The sequence below is a fragment of the Streptomyces sp. NPDC001292 genome, from assembly GCF_042896465.1.
In the GTDB taxonomy this organism is placed as follows: Bacteria; Actinomycetota; Actinomycetes; order Streptomycetales; family Streptomycetaceae; genus Streptomyces.
The window spans coordinates 16,010-36,550 of sequence record NZ_JBIAXG010000053.1 but is presented as its reverse complement, the minus strand read 5'-3'; the positions used below and the strand labels follow the sequence as shown (position 1 = coordinate 36,550).

Annotated in this window: 14 protein-coding genes and 2 pseudogenes; 15 read left to right on the top strand and 1 reads right to left on the bottom strand. The window is 70.6% G+C overall.

The window, feature by feature from the left end; translation table 11 throughout:
- Positions 1–144 precede the first annotated feature (144 nt).
- The 4 genes from ACFY4A_RS36265 to ACFY4A_RS36250 all read left to right on the top strand — a co-directional run bounded on the left by ACFY4A_RS36265 (position 145) and on the right by ACFY4A_RS36250 (position 9,182).
- Complete coding sequence (locus ACFY4A_RS36265) at positions 145–2,274, top strand: hypothetical protein (RefSeq protein WP_390833573.1); 2,130 nt, start codon at positions 145–147, stop codon at positions 2,272–2,274.
- Positions 2,275–2,342: 68 nt separating this feature from the next.
- A complete protein-coding gene (locus ACFY4A_RS36260; RefSeq protein ID WP_390833572.1) occupies positions 2,343–3,095 on the top strand; it encodes a hypothetical protein in 753 nt (250 codons plus the stop codon).
- Positions 3,096–3,224: 129 nt separating this feature from the next.
- Positions 3,225–6,155 (top strand): toll/interleukin-1 receptor domain-containing protein, encoded by a 2,931-nt coding sequence (locus ACFY4A_RS36255; RefSeq protein WP_390833571.1) that lies wholly within the window; start codon positions 3,225–3,227, stop codon positions 6,153–6,155.
- 132 nt (positions 6,156–6,287) lie between these two features.
- Positions 6,288–9,182, top strand: coding sequence for a toll/interleukin-1 receptor domain-containing protein (locus ACFY4A_RS36250; RefSeq protein WP_390833570.1), 2,895 nt, complete (start codon positions 6,288–6,290; stop codon positions 9,180–9,182).
- 135 nt (positions 9,183–9,317) lie between these two features.
- Here ACFY4A_RS36250 and ACFY4A_RS36245 read toward each other — a convergent pair whose 3' ends face one another.
- Positions 9,318–9,710 carry a DUF4190 domain-containing protein gene (locus tag ACFY4A_RS36245; RefSeq protein WP_390833569.1) on the bottom strand — a complete coding sequence of 131 codons (393 nt, stop codon included), beginning with the start codon at positions 9,708–9,710 and terminating at the stop codon, positions 9,318–9,320.
- Here ACFY4A_RS36245 and ACFY4A_RS36240 point away from each other — a divergent pair.
- The 11 genes and pseudogenes from ACFY4A_RS36240 to ACFY4A_RS36190 all read left to right on the top strand — a co-directional run bounded on the left by ACFY4A_RS36240 (position 9,648) and on the right by ACFY4A_RS36190 (position 20,537).
- A pseudogene (locus tag ACFY4A_RS36240) lies at positions 9,648–10,054 on the top strand (ATP-binding protein). The gene ACFY4A_RS36245 and the pseudogene ACFY4A_RS36240 sit on opposite strands and share 63 nt — an antisense overlap.
- A gap of 167 nt (positions 10,055–10,221) precedes the next feature.
- Positions 10,222–11,097: a hypothetical protein gene (locus tag ACFY4A_RS36235; protein ID WP_390833568.1), complete on the top strand. Its 876-nt coding sequence runs from the start codon at positions 10,222–10,224 to the stop codon at positions 11,095–11,097.
- A gap of 136 nt (positions 11,098–11,233) precedes the next feature.
- Positions 11,234–11,506: pseudogene (locus ACFY4A_RS36230) on the top strand (2-hydroxyhepta-2,4-diene-1,7-dioate isomerase); the annotation flags it as partial.
- Between the two features lie 83 nt (positions 11,507–11,589).
- Entirely contained in the window at positions 11,590–11,817 is a 228-nt protein-coding gene (locus ACFY4A_RS36225; protein ID WP_390833567.1) for a hypothetical protein, read from the top strand.
- A 159-nt stretch (positions 11,818–11,976) separates the two neighbouring features.
- Positions 11,977–12,489: a TRIC cation channel family protein gene (locus tag ACFY4A_RS36220; protein WP_390833566.1), complete on the top strand. Its 513-nt coding sequence runs from the start codon at positions 11,977–11,979 to the stop codon at positions 12,487–12,489.
- Entirely contained in the window at positions 12,486–13,742 is a 1,257-nt protein-coding gene (locus ACFY4A_RS36215) for a M20 family metallopeptidase (protein ID WP_390833565.1), read from the top strand. The genes ACFY4A_RS36220 and ACFY4A_RS36215 overlap by 4 nt, the downstream gene beginning before the upstream one ends.
- 511 nt (positions 13,743–14,253) lie before the next feature.
- Positions 14,254–16,083 (top strand): gamma-glutamyltransferase family protein, encoded by a 1,830-nt coding sequence (locus ACFY4A_RS36210; protein ID WP_390833564.1) that lies wholly within the window; start codon positions 14,254–14,256, stop codon positions 16,081–16,083.
- Between the two features lie 126 nt (positions 16,084–16,209).
- The gene (locus tag ACFY4A_RS36205) at positions 16,210–17,100 is read left to right on the top strand and encodes an inositol monophosphatase family protein (protein WP_390833563.1); all 891 of its coding nucleotides are present in this window, start codon (positions 16,210–16,212) and stop codon (positions 17,098–17,100) included.
- An 861-nt stretch (positions 17,101–17,961) separates the two neighbouring features.
- Positions 17,962–19,371: a phytoene desaturase family protein gene (locus tag ACFY4A_RS36200; protein WP_390833562.1), complete on the top strand. Its 1,410-nt coding sequence runs from the start codon at positions 17,962–17,964 to the stop codon at positions 19,369–19,371.
- Positions 19,368–19,880: an O-acetyl-ADP-ribose deacetylase gene (locus ACFY4A_RS36195; RefSeq protein WP_390833561.1), complete on the top strand. Its 513-nt coding sequence runs from the start codon at positions 19,368–19,370 to the stop codon at positions 19,878–19,880. The genes ACFY4A_RS36200 and ACFY4A_RS36195 overlap by 4 nt, the downstream gene beginning before the upstream one ends.
- A 117-nt stretch (positions 19,881–19,997) precedes the next feature.
- The gene (locus ACFY4A_RS36190; RefSeq protein ID WP_390833560.1) at positions 19,998–20,537 is read left to right on the top strand and encodes a manganese efflux pump MntP family protein; all 540 of its coding nucleotides are present in this window, start codon (positions 19,998–20,000) and stop codon (positions 20,535–20,537) included.
- Positions 20,538–20,541 lie beyond the last annotated feature (4 nt).

Genomic DNA, 20,541 nt, shown 5'->3' with positions numbered 1-20,541 from the left:
CATGTTGTACGTTCTGTTCCCTTATCCGGGTGAGGGAAACCTGGCGGCCACAGCGATCCGACGGAACCGGAGCGGGCGTCTTGTTGGCCAACTCTCCCCTCACCAGGCATCGTTGCCGTACGGCCTGACAGGAAGGGGACTCAGGTGCTCGCGCCCGTCGTCGAGATCTACGTCGTGTGGCATCCGGGAGACCGGTCGGGCCCGAAGATCGCGGAACGGGTGAGCGCGCACTTCCGCGGCGGAGTCGGCACCGGCCTGATCAGCAACCCCGTGGAGACCTACATCCGGTCGGCGGGGTTCCGTGGGCCGGGTGACATCCCCCGGTCCATACCGTTCCCGGGAGGGCCGGGCTCCCGAAGACCCGAGCGGGGACACTTCACCGTGGTCGTCCCGGTGCTCGACGACGAGTGGATCGTCGCCGCGGAGGACACCTCGGGCCCGTGGCACGCATACGCCCGGGCCATTGCGGACGCGTGGGCGGACAGTCCACGTCATGTGGGCGTGTTCCCTGTGTCCACGGTCAAGCCGGGTGACAGACCCACGGCGCTCGAGAGTCTCTTCCCTCAGCAGCGGATCGGCGTGCCCCGCACGCCGGAGGGAGCTGCGCCCGAACCGTGGTCGCAGGCGCTCTGCCGCGAGCTGGCGCAGGGCATCGCACAGCTCGTCGCCGCGGATCAGGACGGTCGGCTCCAGGTGTTCGTCAGCCACACCCGACAGACACGAACCCCCGACGACCCGGTCGGCCCCGGCGCCCTCGTCGACCTCGTCATGTCCGTCATCGGACGCACACGTGTGCACGCCTTCCTGGACGCCGTCTCCCTCCAGCCGGGCGAGGACTTCGCCCAGCGGCTCTACGAGAACGCCGGGCGCGGCGCCTTCCTGGCCGTCGTCACCGACCTGTACTCCACCCGTCACTGGTGTCTGGAGGAACTGTGGACCGCCAAACGGGAGGGGATTCCCATTGTCATGCTCGACGCCCTCACCCACGGCGAGGAGCGAGCCTCGTCGCTCGCCGGGAACGCGCGCCGGGTACGCGTGTGCATGCTGGAGGGTGGCTGGTCGGAGCCGGACGTTTTCCGGGGGGTGAACCTCCTGGTGGACGACTACCTGTCGTACGCTCTGTGGCGGCACCAGAGCACGTCCCTGCGCCGGTACATTGACGAGTCGACGACCCGGATGAGTTTCCACCCGCCGGAAGCGGAAACGCTCACGGCAGAACTGAAGAAACACACACAGACCGCCACAGCCCCGTCTACGACCCACCGGTTCAGCGTCCTGCACGCCGGCGCCCCGGTCCGGCCGACCGAGGCCGCGCAGCTGCGGGATGTCGCGTCATTGAGGGGGCTGGTCTTCGAGTCCATGACCCCTCAGCAGTTCGTCGCCCTGGACCGGGACCGTATGCGCGAGAACGGAGGGACGTACATGTCCGACGTACTGCCGACCGATGCCCTGAAGGGAATGCGGATCGGTATCTCGGTCGCGACCAGTGCAGACCTGGACAGACTGGGCCTGGCCGAAATCCAGTTCCGCACGGTCCTGGGTGAACTTGCGCAGCTCGTCGTGACGGCGGGCGGCAAGCTGGCCTACGGAGGAAACCTGCGGCAAGACGGCTACACCCTCTTCTTGATCGAGCAGATGCGGACGTACGCGCCCTCGTCCCGCCCGTTGCTCAACTGCCTCGCCTGGACCGAGCACCGCAGACTGCCGCTGTCGGAACTCGATCTCCATCGAGAACAATTCGGACGCTATGGCGAGATCGTCTGCCTCAGCGTCGATGGCGAACCGGTCGACCCCGCCGCCGACCGGGGCGAGGCCCCTGTGCCCGCGACCGACCCCGAGATCAGGCACCGCGCGCTCACCGGCATGCGTCGCTACGTCATGCGTCATGTGGACGCGCACCTGCTCCTCGGCGGCAAGCGGGGAGGGTTCCTCGGGTCCCTGCCGGGGCTCGTGGAAGAAGCTCTGCTGGCCTTGGAAGCCGGGCTGCCCGTCTATCTCGCGGCTGGCTACGGCGGAGTCACTTCCGAGATTGCCAAGACGCTCGGCCTCACCGGTGTACCAGAGGTACCCCATCCCTCGGACGCCACCCCGCCCGATCCCCGCTTCCTCGACGGCCTGGAGCGGCTTCGGGCACTCACTGACGCTCCCACGTGGACGGGCCTGCACAACGGCCTGACCGACGAGGAGAACCAGCAGCTGGCCGGTTCCCACTACCCCCAGGAGATCGCCGCCCTGGCAAGCCGCGGGCTGGGGCGACTGCGCCAGAGCACCTGACTCGGTAGGTCCCCACCAGCACAGATAGGTGTCCGTACAATGCGAGATCCGGGGAAAGGACACAAGAGGTGACGGCGCGTCGGGGGTGGACCATCGCTACTGCGATACGCACGGCGGGGCGGGCGGTGCTGGCTGCGGCAGTCGGTGCAGTCATCGGCGTCGCCGCGTACTCCATCAGCCAGACGGGAGGCCAGTTGCTCTCCGTCGCGGTCGGCGGTGTGGTCGGCGTCGCCCTGGTACTCGGCACCGATGTCTACCGCAGGTCGGTCCAGTTGACCGAGGTGCGGCTCGTCCTCCCGGGCAGCGAGATGACGTTCAAGGCGAACACGGACATGCGGCAGGCGGCGCTGCGCATGTTCTTTCAGGCCGCGACGCGTGTGGCAACCCGTCCGTTGGACGACGGAAGCGGCAATCTGCGCGAAGCCCTCACGTCCCTCAAGACGCTGTTCGACCTGTACCGCGAGCCGCTGGAGTCCGGCAGCGCTCCGCCTCCCCCGGCGAACGGCGACTCCGTCCATGAACTCGTCTTGGACATCCTCAACTTCGAACTCGCGCCCTTCCTGGCCACCTGGCATCCCCGGCTGCGTGCCTTCGAGGAGGCCCACCCCGACGAGGACGAGTCGGCCTGGCCCGGTAATGCGGAGTTCCGGCAGGCCTTGCGCGAACTCCAGTGCAATCTGCGGCCGTACATCATCGGCCTGGGTGAGATCGCGGGCATCCGAGACCCCGAACGTCATCTGCGCAGATCCGCCTGGCACAAGGCCCGCCACTTGGGAGGCGTCCCTGAACAGGACACAGCACAACGCTCCGCCACCGCCTGACCGCGTCCCAATCACCCGTCGCTCGTTCTCATCCGTAGTCACCTGTGCTCGGAGCCATCAGAGGCGATCTTCGTGTGGCGGACAACAAGGTGGGGAAGAACCGGATTTCGAGCGTCGGAGGGGGACTGCGTGAGATGGCGTGTGGGGCTCGGGAAGTCCGACCGGTCCGAGGACCACGACGACCACGAGCATTACGACGCCTTCATCTCATACGCCAACAAGGCGGACCGCCGCCTCGCGCCGTCGCTACGCGGGAGGCTACGGAGTGTCGGCGCTGGGGTGATCAGGGTCGGCCGACGCCGTAAGCGGCCGCAGCTCCGCGTCTACCTCGACCAGCGGTCCCTGCCGGCTACCGGGGAGCTTCCCGATGAAGTGAAGCGGGCTCTGGACAGGTCCCGGTATCTGATCCTGCTCGCCTCTCCTCAGGCAGCCACCCAGCCATGGCCGAACCAGGAGATCGAATGGTGGCGTGAGCACGACGCCAGCCGTCCCATATTGATCGCCCAGACCGGTGGGCAGTTGACATGGGATGCGGAGGCCGGGGACTTCCGCGTCGGTTCCAACGCCGTTCCGCCCGCTCTGAGGGGATTCTACAAGAAGGAACCGAAATGGGTCGACCTGCGGCGCTTTAAGCGCTGGTGGCGCCTCCACCCCGCACTCGCTCTCCGCTGGTGGTCCGGCCGCGTCGCCGTCTGCCAGCTGGCGGCGCCTTTGTATGACGAGAGGCCCGAGGTCCTGCTCAGGGAAGAGCGATGGCGACGCCGTGGAAAGCTCACCGTCGCCTTCGGCCTGGTTCTGGCACTGACGTGGAGCCTGCTGGCCTGGGGGGAGGCCCGGAGTGACGCGAATGCACAGGAACGCCTGAAGCTTGCCGAGGCCTTGTCGAAGCGCTCGAGTGAAGAGGCCGTAGAGGACCCCGTGCTGGCGGCCCGGCTCGCCGTCGCCGCCTACGCCATGCAGCCGACTCCAGAGTCCACGACCGCCATGATCCAGCGCATGGACCAGATGCGGCACGTCCAGTTGATCCGGGACCACCAGGTGGACGGGACGGTCTCCTTCACCGCCGCAGCGGTCGGCCCGGACAACCTCTTCGCATTCAGCGGGCATGACGGCTCGACCATCGAGGTCTGGGACGCGGACCCGTCGCGTCGAACGCTCCTGCTGACCGCACCGGTTTCCGAGGACGTCCCACCGGGTGCCGGCGGGGAAGGCTGGGGCGACATCGACCAGCTGGTCTTCAGCCCCGACGGGCGATGGCTGTTCGCCTCGCAGATAGGCCACGGAATGCGGAGCTGGAACCTCGCCGAGGGCGGCCGGGAAGGACCGCACACCGACAGGATCGGGTCCACTTTCGCCATCGCGGCGGACGCATCCCTGATTGCGGCGTCCGGCGGCATCGACACCGCAGACGAAGGCCCCGTGTTGGCGGAGCCCGTCGGCGGCAACGGCCTGGAATTGTGGGATCCCGAGCGAGGGTCGGTCACCACGGCGCCGCCTCTCGGCCCTCGGCTGAGGATCGACGACGTCGCATTCTCCGCCGATGGCCGATGGGTGCTTGCCCTGGCGACGAACATCGACAGTGACCGCGCGACCCTCCGCACGTGGGACGTTCGACGTCGGCAGTGGTTGCCGAAGGGCGAGGCGATCGCTCTCCCCGGCACGCCGACCGCGTTCTCCCCGGACAGCAGCCGTATCGCGGCCGTACAAGACACCCGTGTGGAATTCGTCGACACCAGGAACGGGTCGAGTCACGGCAGAGCGTCGTTGCCTGCCGAATGCGACGTCTACGACCTGAAGGCCGCAGCGGACAACCGTACTGCGGTTGTCGGCTGCGCCGACGGCCGGGTGTTTGCCCTGGATCTGAGGTCCGGTTCGCACACCGAGCTGTTCCGACACGCGAAGAGCATCCGTGCCCTGGCCATCGGCAGCGACGGCAGGCGGGTGCTGTCCACAGACGAACAGCAGCTTGCTCTGACGACTCCCGGGCACGACAACAGGTTTCGCCGACTCCCCTGGGGCGCCTCTGCCTCCCAGGTGGAGTGGGACGACGCGGGCCGACTCGGCGTCCTCGAACAGGACCGCATCGCCGTCTACGACCCGAAGCGTCTGAAACCTGTCGACCGTTCTTCACCTGGCGAGGGGCGGGGCACTGACTGGCTGGACCTGGCCTTCTCTCCAGACGGGCACCGCCTGACGACCATCGGTGTGTCAGGAGATGCATACCGCCTCGTCCACTGGCGCCGCGAGCCCCTGACTCCGGTGTGGCAGACGACGGCCGATCGGCTCGGGGCCCGGGAGCTGCACAGCGTCGCCGAGTTGTCTTCCGGCACGCTGGCGGTGGCCACGGACAAGGGAGTGCGGCTGGTCAGCCGGGACGGCCGGCCGGGCTCGTTCCTGAAGGGCGAAGGGACGCTCACGGCAGATCCTCACGGCCGTCGCCTGGCAACCCTGACCGTCAGCGGCTACGAGGCCCCCAGGACCCCCGAGGCCGTGGTCGAGGTCCGGCAACCCGGCGAGAAGGGGCAACTCTCCGCACCGGTCCAGCTGCGCCTTCCCGACGCCCACGTCGCAGACATCGCGATGAGCCCTGACGGTTCGACACTGATTCTCTACGTGGTCCACTGGAAGTTCACGGCCGATGGCACCGAGAGGGACGGTGAGAAATCCAGCGGAATGGAGCTGTGGGATCCCCGGACTGGGCGGCGGAAGTCGGTCGTTCCAGGCAACTGGCCGGCCAGCTCCCAGGGCTGGGTGGCGGACGGCGCTGCTACCCGGCTGGCGTCGTTCGCCCCCGAGAGCGTCACCTTCCATTACGTCGACCGCGGCGGGCCCGCACCCACGTGGACATCCCCCTGGGACAGCGGGACCCCTCTGGCGGTCGCCGGCAGCCGATCCGGAGATCAAGCGGCCGTCGTCACATCCGAGGGAACGACCCTGTGGGATCTGAATCCCGAGCACTGGCGCACCGCCCTGTGCCGGATCGCGGAGGGTGGCTTGACGGCGCGCGAGTGGCAGGAGTTCACCCCGCAGCGTAGCGAACTACCGCAGTCCTGCAAATAAACGCGCTACTGAGTCGGCGTCGCAGGTCACGGTCGCCTTGGTGCCGGGTGTAGGCACGGAATCCTGCATTCGGCACGAGGTGACTCGGCCGTGCTTGATTACTGCTGCCAGATTGACACGTGCTCGACAACAATGGCGGGATGGCGTCCGACGATCCGTGCGGAAGGGCGGGAGAGGCTCCCGATGGGCTACGCGGCATTCATCTCGTACAGCAGCAGAGCGGACAGTCACCGGGCCCGGCAACTGCGACACGCCCTGCACCGCTTCGCAAGGCCATGGAAGCGGGTACGGGCACTCCGAATCTTTCTCGACAATGCCGCCTTGTCGGCCGATCCGGGTCTCTGGAGCAGGTTGGAGCAGGCGCTCGGCGAATCCGAGTACCTCATCCTGCTGGCATCACCCGAGTCCGCGCAGTCTCACTGGGTGAACAAGGAGATCTCCTGGTGGCGGCAGGGGCCCCGGACGAGCAAGCTGTTGCTCGTCGTCACGGGAGGCGAGCTCCACTGGGACCGCGCGGCGGGGGACTTCGACTGGGACCGGACCACCTGTCTCCCCCGCGCTCTTCGGGCTTACTTCCCCGAGGAACCGCGTTGGCTGGATCTGCGCTGGATGGGCGAGGACCAGCCGGACGACCCACGCGACCCGCGGTTCCAGGACTGCGTGGCCGACCTTGCGGCAACCCTGCACGATCGTCCCAAGGACGAGCTGATCGGCGAGGACGTATCCCAGCGCCGCAAGTTACGGAACTTCCGCTGGATCATGCAGGGGCTGGCGATCATACTGGGCATAGCGCTCATCGCTGCGACGGTGATCGCCCTCGTACAGCGGAACACTGCGCAGGACCAGGCCCGTCTCGCGACCGCCCGCGAACTGGCAGCCACCGCGCTGAACCTGAGAGATGACGACCTGGAGGTGGCCTCCCTCCTGGCCCTCCAGGCATATCAGGTGCAAGAAACCCCGGAGACCCTGTCGGCGCTGTCTCAGCTGACGACCCACAGCCCCCGCCTGGTCCGCTTCGTGCGAGGCGAGGGAACCGTGACCGCCCTGGCCCTCACCACCTCGCCCCGCTACGTCGCCGCCGGCACCGACAAGGGCTTGGTTACCGTCTGGACGTCCGACGGCACACGCAAGGTAGGGCGCGTCTCCGTCAAGGGCGAGGTCAGCGCACTGGAGTTCAGCGACGACGACCAGCTACTGGCCATCGGCACCGGCTCGGGTGAGACCGTCATGCACGACCTGCACGCCGGTGATACGCGTCAGCTGTCTGCCGGGAATGGTCCGGTGGACGCGGTTGCGTTCCGCCCGTCCAGCCACGACCTGGCGGCCAACGGTGGCGGAACGCTCAGGCTCTACCGGGCCGGGACCGACGAACCGTACGCACAGGTCGTCACCGCCCTGCGTGCCGGCGTACTGAACCTCGCCTTTCGAAACAAGGGGCGCGAACTGGCCGTGGTCACAGCCGAGGGCTGGCGCGTGTACGACGACAGGCTCCGCAGGATCAAGTCGTCCGACGACAGCCTGTATACCCACGAGGGCTACGTCTCCGCCGCGTCGCCGAACGGGAACTGCTTCGGATATTCCAGATTCGGGAGCGTGGAGTTGGAGTCGGTCACGCAACTGCTCCAGGGACAGTTCCCGGGGGACACCTCTGGAGAAAACGGCTGCGGAGCCCAGCCGGTCCTTTCCGGCAAGCAGTCGTCAAGTCTGGCCATCTCCGACGGCGACCGGGTGGCGGTGGGCACGAGCCAGGGCCTCCTCCTGGCCACGGCACAGGGAGATCCGGAGAGGACGGTCATCGAGACGCTCCCCGGAGTCGAGACACCGTCGGTGCTCGCCTTTTCGCCGGGGGCGGGCGACCGCCTGGCCTCAGCCGACGGCAGCACTGTTGCCCTGTGGTCCCTGGGGAAGACGGCGCCCACCATGCACCGGCTCGGCGTCTCTGTGCCCGACGGTGCGATGATCCCGTCCCGGCTTCCGCTCGCCATGACACCGGACGGGCACATCGCGTGGAGCCACGAGTGGGACCCCGATGTCCCGTCCACGCTGGAACTGCGGCCCCCGAAGGGCAAGGTCATGAGCGCAGGAGGGCAGACGTTCTACGAGGGGCTCGCTTTCGCGCAGAACGGCGACACTCTGTACGCCGCCTCACAGAAGGCGGTGGAGGCCTGGACATGGAGAGAGGAAATCCTGCTCGGGAGGCGGGTCTTCGCCTTGCCCGCCAGCACGGACACCATCTCCGTGCCGCCCCGCATCGCCACCAGACCGGACGGCGGTGTCGTGGTCGTGCTCTCCGACGGCTCCGTCCTCCTCTACAGTTCCAAGACGGAGGAGCTCTCGACGGCGGTCGAGCGCACAGCACCCCACCTGACGGACAGGGACCGCAAGACGTCCGGCCTGACCGAGTACCGGACGGCGGTCGGCGAAAAGGGCGGTCTCGCCGCCGTGGCGACTCCTGGCGGCCGTGTGGACGTCTACGAACTCCCGTCCGGCCGTCGGGTGCACCGGCTGGACCTCGACGGCAGCTCGCTCGACGCCCTGGCGCTGTCGGAGAAGAGTGACTCCCTGTTCGCCGTCACCGACGGCCGCGTGCTGCAGCGCTGGGACGTGCGGACGGGCAAGCTGAGGTGGCGGTCGGAAGGTGCAGGACCCGTGGTCGTCGCGGCGGACCCCAGCGGCCGGTGGGCGGCAACGCTGACCGGAGACGGCACCGTATGGCTGTGGGACACCGAGAGCGGTGATCGACTCGCCAGCACCGCCCTACCGGTGTCCCGTTCGTATGGCGGGGCCGAGGGGCACGGTGCGCAGAGCAACCTCGTCTTCTCCCCCGACGGGAAAAGACTGTGGTCCATCACCGAGGGAGGCGAAGTCCTGTCCTGGGACACCTCGGTCAACACCTGGATCAAAGAGCTGTGCGACCGCGTGGGCCGCCGCCTCACGGAGGCGGAACGCGCTCGCTACCTGACAGCAGTCTCCCGTGGACACACCGCGTGCAGCGAGTACCCGAACCGGACATCCAACACGCCCTGACGAGACAGCGTGCGGGGCCGGGATCCGGCTCCCGGGGGCGGTGCCAGCAACTGCACGGCGAGGGGGGCATGTTGGGGGACCACGCTGTTGCGAGCGCGGTGAGCTGGGCCGGTCGGCCGAGTCCCGGAGTGGCGGTCACCCAGCCAGGGGCCAGGCCCTGCATCCACTCCACGAAGTCGGCGCGCAGGCGTCCGGCAGCGTCGGTGGGCGGCGGCGCGGGGCGGGTGAGGTTCTCCCATCGGGCGATGGCGGAGGCGTACGCTCCCCATCGCCCGTCGGTATCTCGGCCGCCTCCGCCCACAGCGGCAGGACCACCGGAACGGCAGCCCCGCCGTCCCTGCCGGGAATCGTCCACACCTTGAAGTCGGCCGTCGCCGCGACGAGGGCGGCCAGCAGCAGAACCGCGCCGGAGACGGAGAGCCCGGCGATCGCGAGCCCCTTGCCCCGCTGCCTGCTCCTGGATATCTGCACCAGCGCGACGATGCCGAACATCAGCCCCAGGGGAGCGAGGCACACCAGCGAGGTCACCAGCGCGTGACCGCGAAGCCGTTCAGCGTCGGCCGAACCGGCTGCCTCACCAACGTCATTCGCCACCTCGGCGAGGGCGTCCCCGTGACCGTCCGGGTGTCCTGTACGCGGGACCGTACGCGACTCGAGGTCACCGACCCGGATCCGCGCGCCCTGCCCGTCCTGTGCCGGACGGTCGCCGAGGGCGACGAGTCCGGTCGTGGCCTCGCCCTGCTCGACGCGCTGAGCCTGCGGTGGGTGTGGATCAGTGGCCCGGCAGCAAGACCGTGTGGTGCGAACCGGCGGCGCCGCCGCCAGGGCCTGAGTGCGGCCGACGCACGGGCTGGTCGGCACGGGTGAGATGATGACGCGATCGCCGAGGCCGTTGTTCGACGCGCACTGGTTTCAGGGTCATGAGGCCGAGGATGAGCCGTCGAGTGCGTCGATGTGCGCGGAATGACCGTCGGGGTGATCGCGGCCGCGTATTGCTGTACAGTCCGCGCCGCTCCGCCATGACGTAAGGAAAAGGTCCATGCGAACTCGCCTCCGGTGCGCCGCCGTGCTCGTACTGCCGCTCGTGCTCTCGCTGGACGCGTGTGGCGCGCAGGTGGGGGAGCCGGCCCGGGCAGGCAGCCCCGGCGCGGCGACCCCGTCGTCCGCGACGCCCGAGCCGTCCGCGACGCCCGAGTCGCCGTCGGACTTCCTCGACCTCGCGGAGAAGGCGATGGCCGAGGAGTCCGGCTGGACCTTCTCCGTGAAGGGCGAGGAGGGGCTCACTCTCCAGGGGCAGAAGAACGCGGCCACCTACCGGGCCACGGTCCGGCGCGCGATGAGGCCTGAGGCGCTGCGGTCCGAGGGCGTCGTCACCAGCGGCAAGGGGACGAGGAAGAACGAGGAGATCTACGTCGCCGACGGTACCGCGTACCTCAAGGAGGGCGACGCGCCCTGGAAGCACGCCCCCGTCACCGACCCGGAGATGCGGAACAAGGTCGAGGACCCGGTCGCGGTCCTCGAGGAGTTCCGGACGTACGCGAAGGCCGCCGCGGGAGACGTGAAGGTGACCGGGAAGGACGACGGCACGGTGGAACTCCGCCTCGCGAGCGGCAAGCGGAAGCTGAGTGCCGTCGCCGACCGGGCCTGGGCGAAGAAGGCCAAGCGCGAGTTCGGTCCGACGGCCGAACAGCTCCGCAAGGCGGGGGTGGCCGTCGAGGATGCCCAGTTGACCCTCTCCGGCCTTGACGAGGTACTGGTCCTGGACGCGAAGACGTACCGGATCAGGAGTCACCGGTTGGACTTCGGCTTCCTGATCCCGTACGGCGGCGCCGACATCGCGTTCGAGCAGCATGTCGGTGAGGAGAACCAGGGGGCGTATGCCGGGAGGATTGAGCTCCCGGCGGACGCGCACTGAGACGAGGTCGTTCGCCCGGACCGACCGGCGCGCGGAAACAGCGAGGTGAGACGCCGCATGTCCGCTTCTCCGACGCGCCCGTATTCGAGGCGCTCAAGCTCCACCGCATCGACCGCACCCAGAAGGACGCCTGACCATGAAGCTCGCCACCCTCCGCACCGCCGACGGCACCCGGGCGGTCCGCCGCGACGGCGACGTCCTCGTCGACCTCGGCTATGCCGACCTGGGCGAACTGTTCGCCCAGGAGGACTGGCAGGCCAGGGCGGCAGCAGCGTCCGGCACTACCCACCCGGTCGAGGGCGCGGACTTCGCGCCGGTCGTACCGAGTCCCTCCAAGGTCGTCTGCGTCGGCCACAACTACACCAACCACATCAAGGAGATGGGCCGGGAGCTGCCGAACTACCCGACCTGGTCATCCACCGCAGCGACCTGCACGGCCTGCTGCTGCGCGCGTGTCAGCGCGCCGGTGCCGAGCTGATCAACGACGCGCACGTGACCTCGTACGAGAACACCGACAACGGCGCCCGCGTGACCGTCGCCTCCGGCGAGAACCACGAGGCCGGCATGATGATCGCGGCCGACGGCCTGCACTCTCCCGCCCGCAGGATGCGCCCGACCGCGCTGACCCCGGACCAGGAGCCGCCCATGTTCACGCCGATCCCGCTGTCGTCGGCGGACGCCGAGGCCCCTCTGACGGTCGTTGAAGGCAGCGCGGTGTGAGCGACGCCTACGTGTCCGCGGCCGTCCGCACCCCGTTCGGCCGCTGGCTCGACCGCCCAGCGTCTGCGGACCTCGACAGCCCGCACATCCGATCCCGCACCACCCGTCTCTTCTGCGCCCACGCGGTCGTGACCGCAGGCGATCCGACCCGCCGGCCGTGTGTCGTCGCGGAACGTCACTGTCCGTGGCCGTCTGCGCGTGCCGTGGAGACGGCGAATCACTAGGCTCGTCATCGTGTCCACCGTGTGTGTGAGGTCGGCTTCCCCGATCCCCGCCGGAATCCCGGTCGCGACGCGCCGTCTCGACCTCGCCGGTGTCTTCTCGTGCGCGCTGCTGGGAGGCGCCGTGGCCCGCACGGTCGGCCTGGACCCGGTCGGGTTCCTGGTGGTGGGCATCATCTCCGGTCTGGGCGGAGGCGTGATCCGTCGCCATCGCGGTCGCCGGAGTCACGGTGATCTGCGTGTACCTCCGCGTGCCGGCGATCGGCGCCGGCCTGGGCATCACCCTGGCTCTGGCCTTCCGGCTCACTGCCGTGCGGTTCGGCTGGAACCTGCCCAACAGCCTGGACGGGCAGCCCGGTCCAGGACGGCCGCGACGCTGCGGCACGGCACCGGCACCGCCGCCCGAAACGGAGAAGAAGAGCAGTCCCATCCGCGCAAGGAGACGCCGTGACCGACCGAAACCGTGCAGTGCTGTCCGGCCTCGCCGATATCCGCTCCGCTCTCGAGGACCTCTACCGGGATCTGCACAGGCATCCCGAACTCGGCCTGCGGGAGCACCGCACGGCGAAGAAGGCGTCCGACGCTCTGCGGGATCTCGGTTACGAGGTCACCGACGGCGTCGGCGGCACCGGCGTGATCGGCGTGCTGGCCAACGGCGACGGACCCACCGTCATGGCCCGCGCGGACATGGACGCCCTCCCGGTACGCGAGCAGACCGGTCTGCCCTACGCCTCCACGGTGACCCGGACAGGTCCCGACGGCACCGAGCAGCCGGTCATGCACGCCTGCGGGCACGATGTGCATGTGACGGCCCTGATCGGCTGCGCACAGCTGATGGCGCAGGCCAAGGATGCCTGGCGCGGTACCTTCGTGGCGCTCTTCCAGCCCTCGGAGGAGAACGGCGACGGCGCCCACGCCATGATCGGCGACGGTCTCACGGCAAGGGCGCCCCGGCCCGACGTGGTACTCGCCCAGCACGTCCTGCCCTATCCGGCCGGCTACGTCGGCACCCGTCCTGGATCGTTCCTGTCAGCCGCGGACAGCCTGCGCATCACCGTCCACGGCCGAGGGGCCCACGGCTCCATGCCCCAAGCGGCGATCGACCCCGTGGTGATGGCCGCCATGATCGTCGTGCGCCTGCAGACCATCGTCTCCCGGGAACTCGCCGCCACCACCCCCGCCGTCGTCACCGTGGGCAGCATCCACGCCGGCACCGGCCCCAACGTCATCCCCGACAGCGCCGTCGTCGAGCTCAACGTCCGTACCTACGACGATGCCACGCGCAGCCAGGTCCTGAAGGCGATCGAGCGCATCGTCCGGACCGAGAGCGAGGCGTCCGGGTCGCCGAAGGCACCCGAGATCGAGCGAACGGCCGCCTTCCCGCCCACCGTCAACGACGACGGGGCGACCCGGCGCGTCGCCGTGGCCTTCGCCGCCCACTTCGGCGACGACGCCCACACCATCGACCTGCAGACCGCCAGCGAGGACATGAGCGAGATCCCGAAGGCGTTCGGCGCGCCGTTCACCTATTGGGGCATCGGGGGCATCGACGCCGACCTGTATGCCGAGGCCGCCAAGAAGGGCACCATCGCCCAGGACGTCCCGGTCAACCACAGCCCCGCCTTCGCCCCCGTCGTCCAACCCACGCTGGACACCGGCGTCAGCGCCATGACCGTGGCCGCCCTCGCCTGGCTCGGCGGCTGACGCGAACTCGACAAGCTGTCCTGGCCTGACGGCCTGCCCCTCGGGTGAGCCCGAAGTCGGGCGTGGCGAGGTTGTCTCGCAGGTGCTCCTCGGTACGGGCGCCGAGGACGATGCCTGTGATGCCGGGTCGGCCCCGCGGCCAGGCGGGCCGACCCGGGGTGCGGAGACGCTGTGCCGTCGGGCGAGCGTGTCCAGCGTGCGCTCGGCCTGCCGGGTGTTTCGATGACGCGTCGTGCAGAGGCGTGGTGACGCTGGGCGCGGTCGCGAGGGGGGCCTTCGAACTGCGGCTCGGCGAGTGCGTAAGCATGCGCGGTGTGGGTGTTACGGGCTATGTCCGGACGCTGAAGGGACACCCGTGGCGGTCGTTGAGGATATTGCTGCCAGGCGGCGCCTCGGTACTCTGCTGCCTGATCGAGCCGGCCGGAGCCGAGCTCGAACTCCCCAGATTCTCCCCAGAGCGGTCTGAACAACTGATCGGGCTGGCTGACGCACGCGAACACTGAGGTGAGGGATGCAGTTCACCACCCGACCCACGCTCCAAGGATCCTTCGGCATGGTGTCCTCCACCCACTGGCTCGCCTCGCAGTCGGCGATGGCCGTGCTGGAGGACGGCGGCAACGCCTACGACGCGGCTGTGGCCGGGGCCTTCGTGCTGCACGTCGTGGAGCCGCACCTGAACGGGCCCGCCGGTGAGGTGCCGATCCTGCTCGCCCCGGTGGGCGGCGAGGTGCGGGTGCTCTGCGGGCAGGGTGTCGCCCCGGCCGGGGCGACGGTCGCGCACTACCGGGCGCTGGGGCTGGACCTCGTACCCGGCACCGGCCCGCTGGCCGCCGCCGTGCCGGGCGCGTTCGACGCCTGGATGGTGCTGCTGCGCGACCACGGCACGAAGTCCCTCGCCGACGTCCTGAAGTACGCCATCGGCTACGCCGAGCACGGGCACGCGCCCGTGGAACGCGTCGGCGAGACCGTCGAGACCGTGCGGAGGCTGTTCGAGACCGAGTGGACCTCGTCCGCGGAGGTCTACCTGCCCGGCGGCCGCCCGCCCCGCCCCGGCTCGCTGCTGCGCAACCCCGCGCTCGCCGCCACCTGGGAGCGGCTGCTCGCCGAGACCGCGGGCGCGGGCGACCGGGAGACGCGGATCGAGGCCGCGCGGGAGGTGTGGCGCGCCGGTTTCATCGCCGAGGCGCTGGTCCGGCAGGCCGGGCGGCCGACGCTGGACACCAGCGGCGAACGGCACACCGGCACCCTGACGGCCGCCGACCTGGCCGCCTGGTCCGCGACCTACGAGACTCCGGCGGCGTACGACTGGAACGGCTGGACCGTGTGCAAGGCCGGCCCCTGGAGCCAGGGTCCGGTGCTCCTCCAGCAACTCGCCCTGCTCCCGGCCGAGCTGCCCCCGTACGGCTCCGCCGACTACGTTCACCTGCTCATCGAGGGCTGCAAGCTCGCCATGGCCGACCGGGAGGCCTGGTACGGGGACGCCGCCGAGGTGCCGCTGGCGGAGCTGCTGTCGGCGCCGTACAACGCCGAGCGACGGAAGCTGGTCGGCGCCGCCGCCTCGTACGAGCTGCGGCCCGGCAGCCCCGGCGGGCGCGTCCCGAGGCTGAGCACGCAGGCGCACGCGGTGGCCGCCGACGAGGGCGGGTTCGACGCGATGGGCGTTGGCGAGCCGACGTTCGCCAAGAGCCCCACGTCACCCGTGCCGGGCGAACCCGACGTGGCGGCCGACGGCGGCACACGCGGCGACACCTGCCACATCGACGTGGTCGACCGCTGGGGCAACATGGTCGCCGCCACACCCAGCGGCGGCTGGCTCCAGTCCAACCCCGTCGTGCCCGAACTGGGCTTCCCGCTCGGCACCCGGCTTCAGATGGCCTGGCTGGAGGAGGGCCTGCCCAACTCGCTGACGCCGGGCCGCCGTCCACGCACCACCCTCACCCCGTCGATCGCGCTGCGCGACGGGGTGCCCGTCATGGCGTTCGGTACGCCCGGCGGGGACCAGCAGGACCAGTGGCAGCTGCACTTCTTCCTCGCGGTCGCGCTGCGCGCCACCGTCCGCGGCGGCCTCGACCTCCAGGGGGCGATAGACGCGCCGAACTGGCACAACGACAGCTTCCCCGGCTCCTTCTATCCGCGTGGGACGCGCCCCGGCAGTGTCACCGTCGAGTCCCGCACGGACGCGGAGGTCGTCACGGAGCTGCGCCGTCGCGGTCATGACGTGACCGTCGGCGGGCCGTGGTCCGAGGGACGCCTGTGCGCCGTCGCCCGCTGCCCCGAGACCGGCATCCTGTCCGCGGCCGCCAACCCGCGGGGGATGCAGGGCTACGCGGTCGGCCGGTGACCCGGCGCCGGCCGCGGGCGTCCACCGGACCGTCCCGGGATGTCCGGTGACGGGTGTTCACGCCGATTCCACCCGTAGTGCACCGGCCCGGCGGGGAATGTCAGTGGGGCATGGTCTCATAGAGGCATGATCGAAGAGACGGAAACCATCGAAGAGTTTCTCGCACGTCACTCGGCCGACGTGGAGGAGGCGGTGCGCAAGGCGGCCGCGGCCGAGATCATGCCCCGCTTCCGCCGACTGGCGGAGCACGAGGTGGACCAGAAGTCCGGACCGCACGACCTGGTGACGGACGCGGACCGGCTGGCCGAGCGGTATCTCACGGACGCGCTCGGCGCCCTGCTGCCGGGCTCCGTCGTGGTCGGCGAGGAGGCGGTGCACGCCGACCCGGCGGTGTACGAGGCGGTGCGGAGCGACGCCCCCGTCTGGATCGTCGACCCGGTCGACGGCACACGGCAGTTCGTGCACGGCGACCCCGGTTTCTGCACCCTGGTCGCCCTCGCCCGGCACGGAGTCGTGCTCGCCTCCTGGACGTACGCGCCGGCGCCCGACCAACTCGCCACGGCCGTACGCGGTCACGGCGCCTTCCTCGACGGCGCACGCCTGCGCTGCGGTGCGCCCGAGCCGGGGCGGCTCCTGGAAGTCGCCACGTCCCACCCCGACTACACGACGGACGAACAGAAGCGGGCGCTGCGCGGCCTGTGGGCGGACGGTGTCGCACCGCGTCCCTGCGGGTCGGCGGGACTGGAGTATCTCGCGGTCGCCCGGGGCGAGTTGGACGCCACGGCCTTCTGCTGGGAGGCGGCCTGGGACCACGCGGCAGGCCTCCTTCTGGTCGAGGAGGCCGGCGGCACCCATCTGACCCTGACCGGCACCCCCTTCCAGATCACGGGCGGCAACACCCTGCCCTTCACGGCAGCCCGGGACACGGCGACGGCCCGACGGATCACGGGACTGCTCTCCACCCCGGACACCCCCACCCCCCAGCCGGGCACAGAACGCCCGACCCCGGCGCCCTGACTCCGGCAAGGCCCGGGTAGGTCGGGCCCGGCCCGACCTCGGCGCCCCGATTTCGGCGCGTTCGGGTACGTCGGACCATGCCGGCATGCTCGGGCGTGTTGGTCCTGGCCCCGTGACCCGGGCCTTTGGGTGCGGGGGCCCGGCCGCGTGACCGTGGCCGATCCCGTGCGTTCGGGTACGCCGGACACCGGCCTCGCTTCGGCCTGTCCGGCGTCGGCGGCTTGGCGCGGGGTGCCGTGATCAGGGTGTCCCTATGCCGGCATGCTCGGGCGTGTTGGTCCTGGTCCCGTGACCCGGGCCTTTGGGTGCGGGGGCCCGGCCGCGTGACCGTGGCCGATCCCGTGCGTTCGGGTACGCCGGACACCGGCCTCGCTTCGGCCTGTCCGGCGTCGGCGGCCCGTCCTGGCGACTCTGGTGTCCTGCCCGCGGCCCTGCGGATGCGGCTTGGCGCGGCCCGCCCTGACCGGTGTGCCCCGAGCCTGGACAGCTCGGGCGCCGGCGCCCCGCCCGGACGGATGGCCCCGGCCTCGTGGCGCGGGCCGTTCCGCCTCTGTGCGCCCGCAGACCGGATCACGGCCCGGACTGCTTGTGGGGCCGGAGTCTCCCGGGGCCGCCCACCCCCAGGGCCGGTCCTCCCCAAGGCCGCCATCCCAAGGCCGGCCTGCCCCGGGCCAACGCCGCCCAGGCACCTGGGGCAACCCCTTGCGACCCCGCCCTGCCCGACCCCGCCCTGCCCGACCCCGCCCTGCCCCGACCCCGCCCTGACCGGGCTCCGCCGCCCCGCCCCCGGTGTGTCGGTCCCGCGGCATATCCTGGGCGCGAGTGGCCATCGGCTGACGAGGGGGTCCGAAGGTGCCGGCGATGCTTGATGCGGTCGTGGTGGGTGCGGGGCCGAACGGACTGACCGCTGCCGTGGAGCTCGCCCGCCGCGGCTTCGACGTGGCGGTGTTCGAGGCGCGGGACACCATCGGCGGCGGTGCCCGCACCAAGGAGCTCACCCTGCCCGGCTTCCGGCACGACCCCTGCTCCGCCGCACACCCCCTCGGCATCAACTCGCCCGCGTTCCGCGCCCTGCCCCTTGAGCGCTACGGCCTCGAGTGGCTGCACGCCGAGCTGCCCATGGCGCACCCCTTCCCGGACGGCACCGCGGCCGTGCTGGCCCGTTCCGTAGCCGAGACGGCCGCCTCCTTCGGACCGCGCGACGCGGGCACGTACCGCAGACTGGTCCAGCCGTTCCTGCCCAGGTGGGACACCCTCGCCCGCGACTTCATGTCGCTGCCCCTGACCGCGCTCCCGCGCGACCCGGTCACCCTGGCCCGCTTCGGCCTGGTCGGCCTGCCCCCGTCCACATGGCTGATGCGCCGCTTCCGGGACGAGCGGGCCAGGACCCTCTTCGCCGGCCTCGTCGCCCACGTCATGGCCCCCCTCGGCGGCTTCGCCACCGGCGCCATCGGCCTGGTCTTCGCCCTCGCCGCGCACGCCCGCGGCTGGCCGGTGGCCCGCGGCGGCTCCCAGGCGATCTCCGACGCCCTCGCCGCGTACCTGAAGGACCTCGGCGGCGCCCTGCACACCGACTACGAAGTCAAGCGACTCGACGACCTGCCCCCCGCGCGGGCGTACGTCTTCGACACCTCGCCCACCGCGCTGGCCCGCATCGCCGGCCTCGGCCGCTACTACGACGGCTACCGCTACGGCCCCGGCGTCTTCAAGATCGACTATGCCCTGGACGGCCCGGTGCCGTGGACCGCGCGGGAGCCCCGCGGCGCCGGCACCGTCCAGATCGGCGCGGACAGCGCCGAGATCGGCACCGCGCTGCGCGCCGCGTCCCGCGAGGGCCGTGCACCCGACCGGCCCTTCCTCATCACGGTCCAGCCCAGCGTCGCCGACCCCACCCGCGCCCCCGAGGGCAAGCAGGTCTTCTGGGCGTACGGCCATGTCCCCAACGGCTGGACCGGCGACCTCACCGACGCCGTGGAACGCCAGCTGGAACGCTTCGCCCCGGGCTTCCGCGACCGCGTACTCGCCCGCGCCACCGCCGGCCCGCCCGAGGTCGCCGCCCGCAACGCCAACTACGTCGGCGGCGACATCGCCTCCGGCGCGGTCTCCGGGCTCCAGCTCCTGCTGCGCCCGAAACCGTCGCTGTTCCCGTACAGCACCCCGCACCCGGCCGTCTTCATCTGCTCGTCGGCCACCCCGCCGGGCCCCGGTGTCCACGGCATGTCCGGGCACAACGCCGCGAAGGCCGTCTGGAGGAGGCTGCGCCAGACATGACCACCGTCATCACGCTCGTCCGGGGCGACATCACCAGGCAGCGCGCCGACGCGATCGTCAACGCCGCCAACTCCTCCCTCCTCGGCGGCGGTGGCGTCGACGGCGCCATCCACCGCCGCGGCGGCCCCGCGATCCTCCAGGAGTGCCGTGCCCTGCGCGCCTCCCGCTACGCCAAGGGCCTGCCCACCGGCCAGGCGGTCGCCACCACGGCCGGCGAACTGGACGCCCTCTGGGTGATCCACACCGTCGGCCCCGTCCACAGCCGCACCGAGGACCGCTCGCACCTGCTGGCCTCCTGCTACCGCGCGTCCCTCCGCGTCGCCGACGAGCTGGGCGCCCGCACCGTGGCGTTCCCGGCGATCTCCACCGGCGTCTACCACTGGCCGATGGACGACGCGGCCCGGATCGCGGTGGAGACCGTGAGGGAGGCCGGCACCTCGGTCGAAGAGGTCCGCTTCGTGCTTTTCGACGAGCGGGCCTACGAGGCGTTCGCCGCACAGGTCGATTGACCCCCATACGGGCGGAACTCCGGCAAATCGCCGTATAGCATGAGTAATTGTGGCGGATATTAGCCGAGGCGGAGTCGCTCCTGCCGGCGTCGGTCGTCATCGGGCAGTGACGTCGCCATGATCTGGGAGATGCTGGGCCTGGGTTTCGTCCTCAGCCTGGACAATTTCCGGGTGTCGATAGCGCTCGGCACCGTCCCCTTCGGTCTGAAGCGGGCGGTGCAGGTCGCGCTGACCTTCGGGCTGTGGGACGCGGTCATGCCTCTGGTCGGGCTGCTGATCGGTCGCGAGATCGGGGAGGCCGTCGGGGGCGTCGCCGACGTGGTGGGCGCGGTCGCGCTCGGCGGGTACGGCCTCTATCTCGTCATCTCGTCCCTCCGGAACCCCGAGCCGGACGAGTTGGACCACCCGTGGGCGCTGTTCGGCATCCCGTTGACGCTGAGCCTGGACAACCTGGTCGCCGGGGCGAGCCTGGGGATGCTCGGGCTCTCGCCGTGGTTCTCGGCCCCTGTCCTCGGTCTCATCACGGCGGTGATGTCGCTGGTCGGGCTGCAACTCGGGCGGGCCGCGGCGCGCCTCGTCCGGATCCGGGCGGACCTGGTGAGCGGGGTCAGCCTGATCATCGCCGCCGCGGTGCTGCCGCTGGTGTTCGGCGGCTGATGCG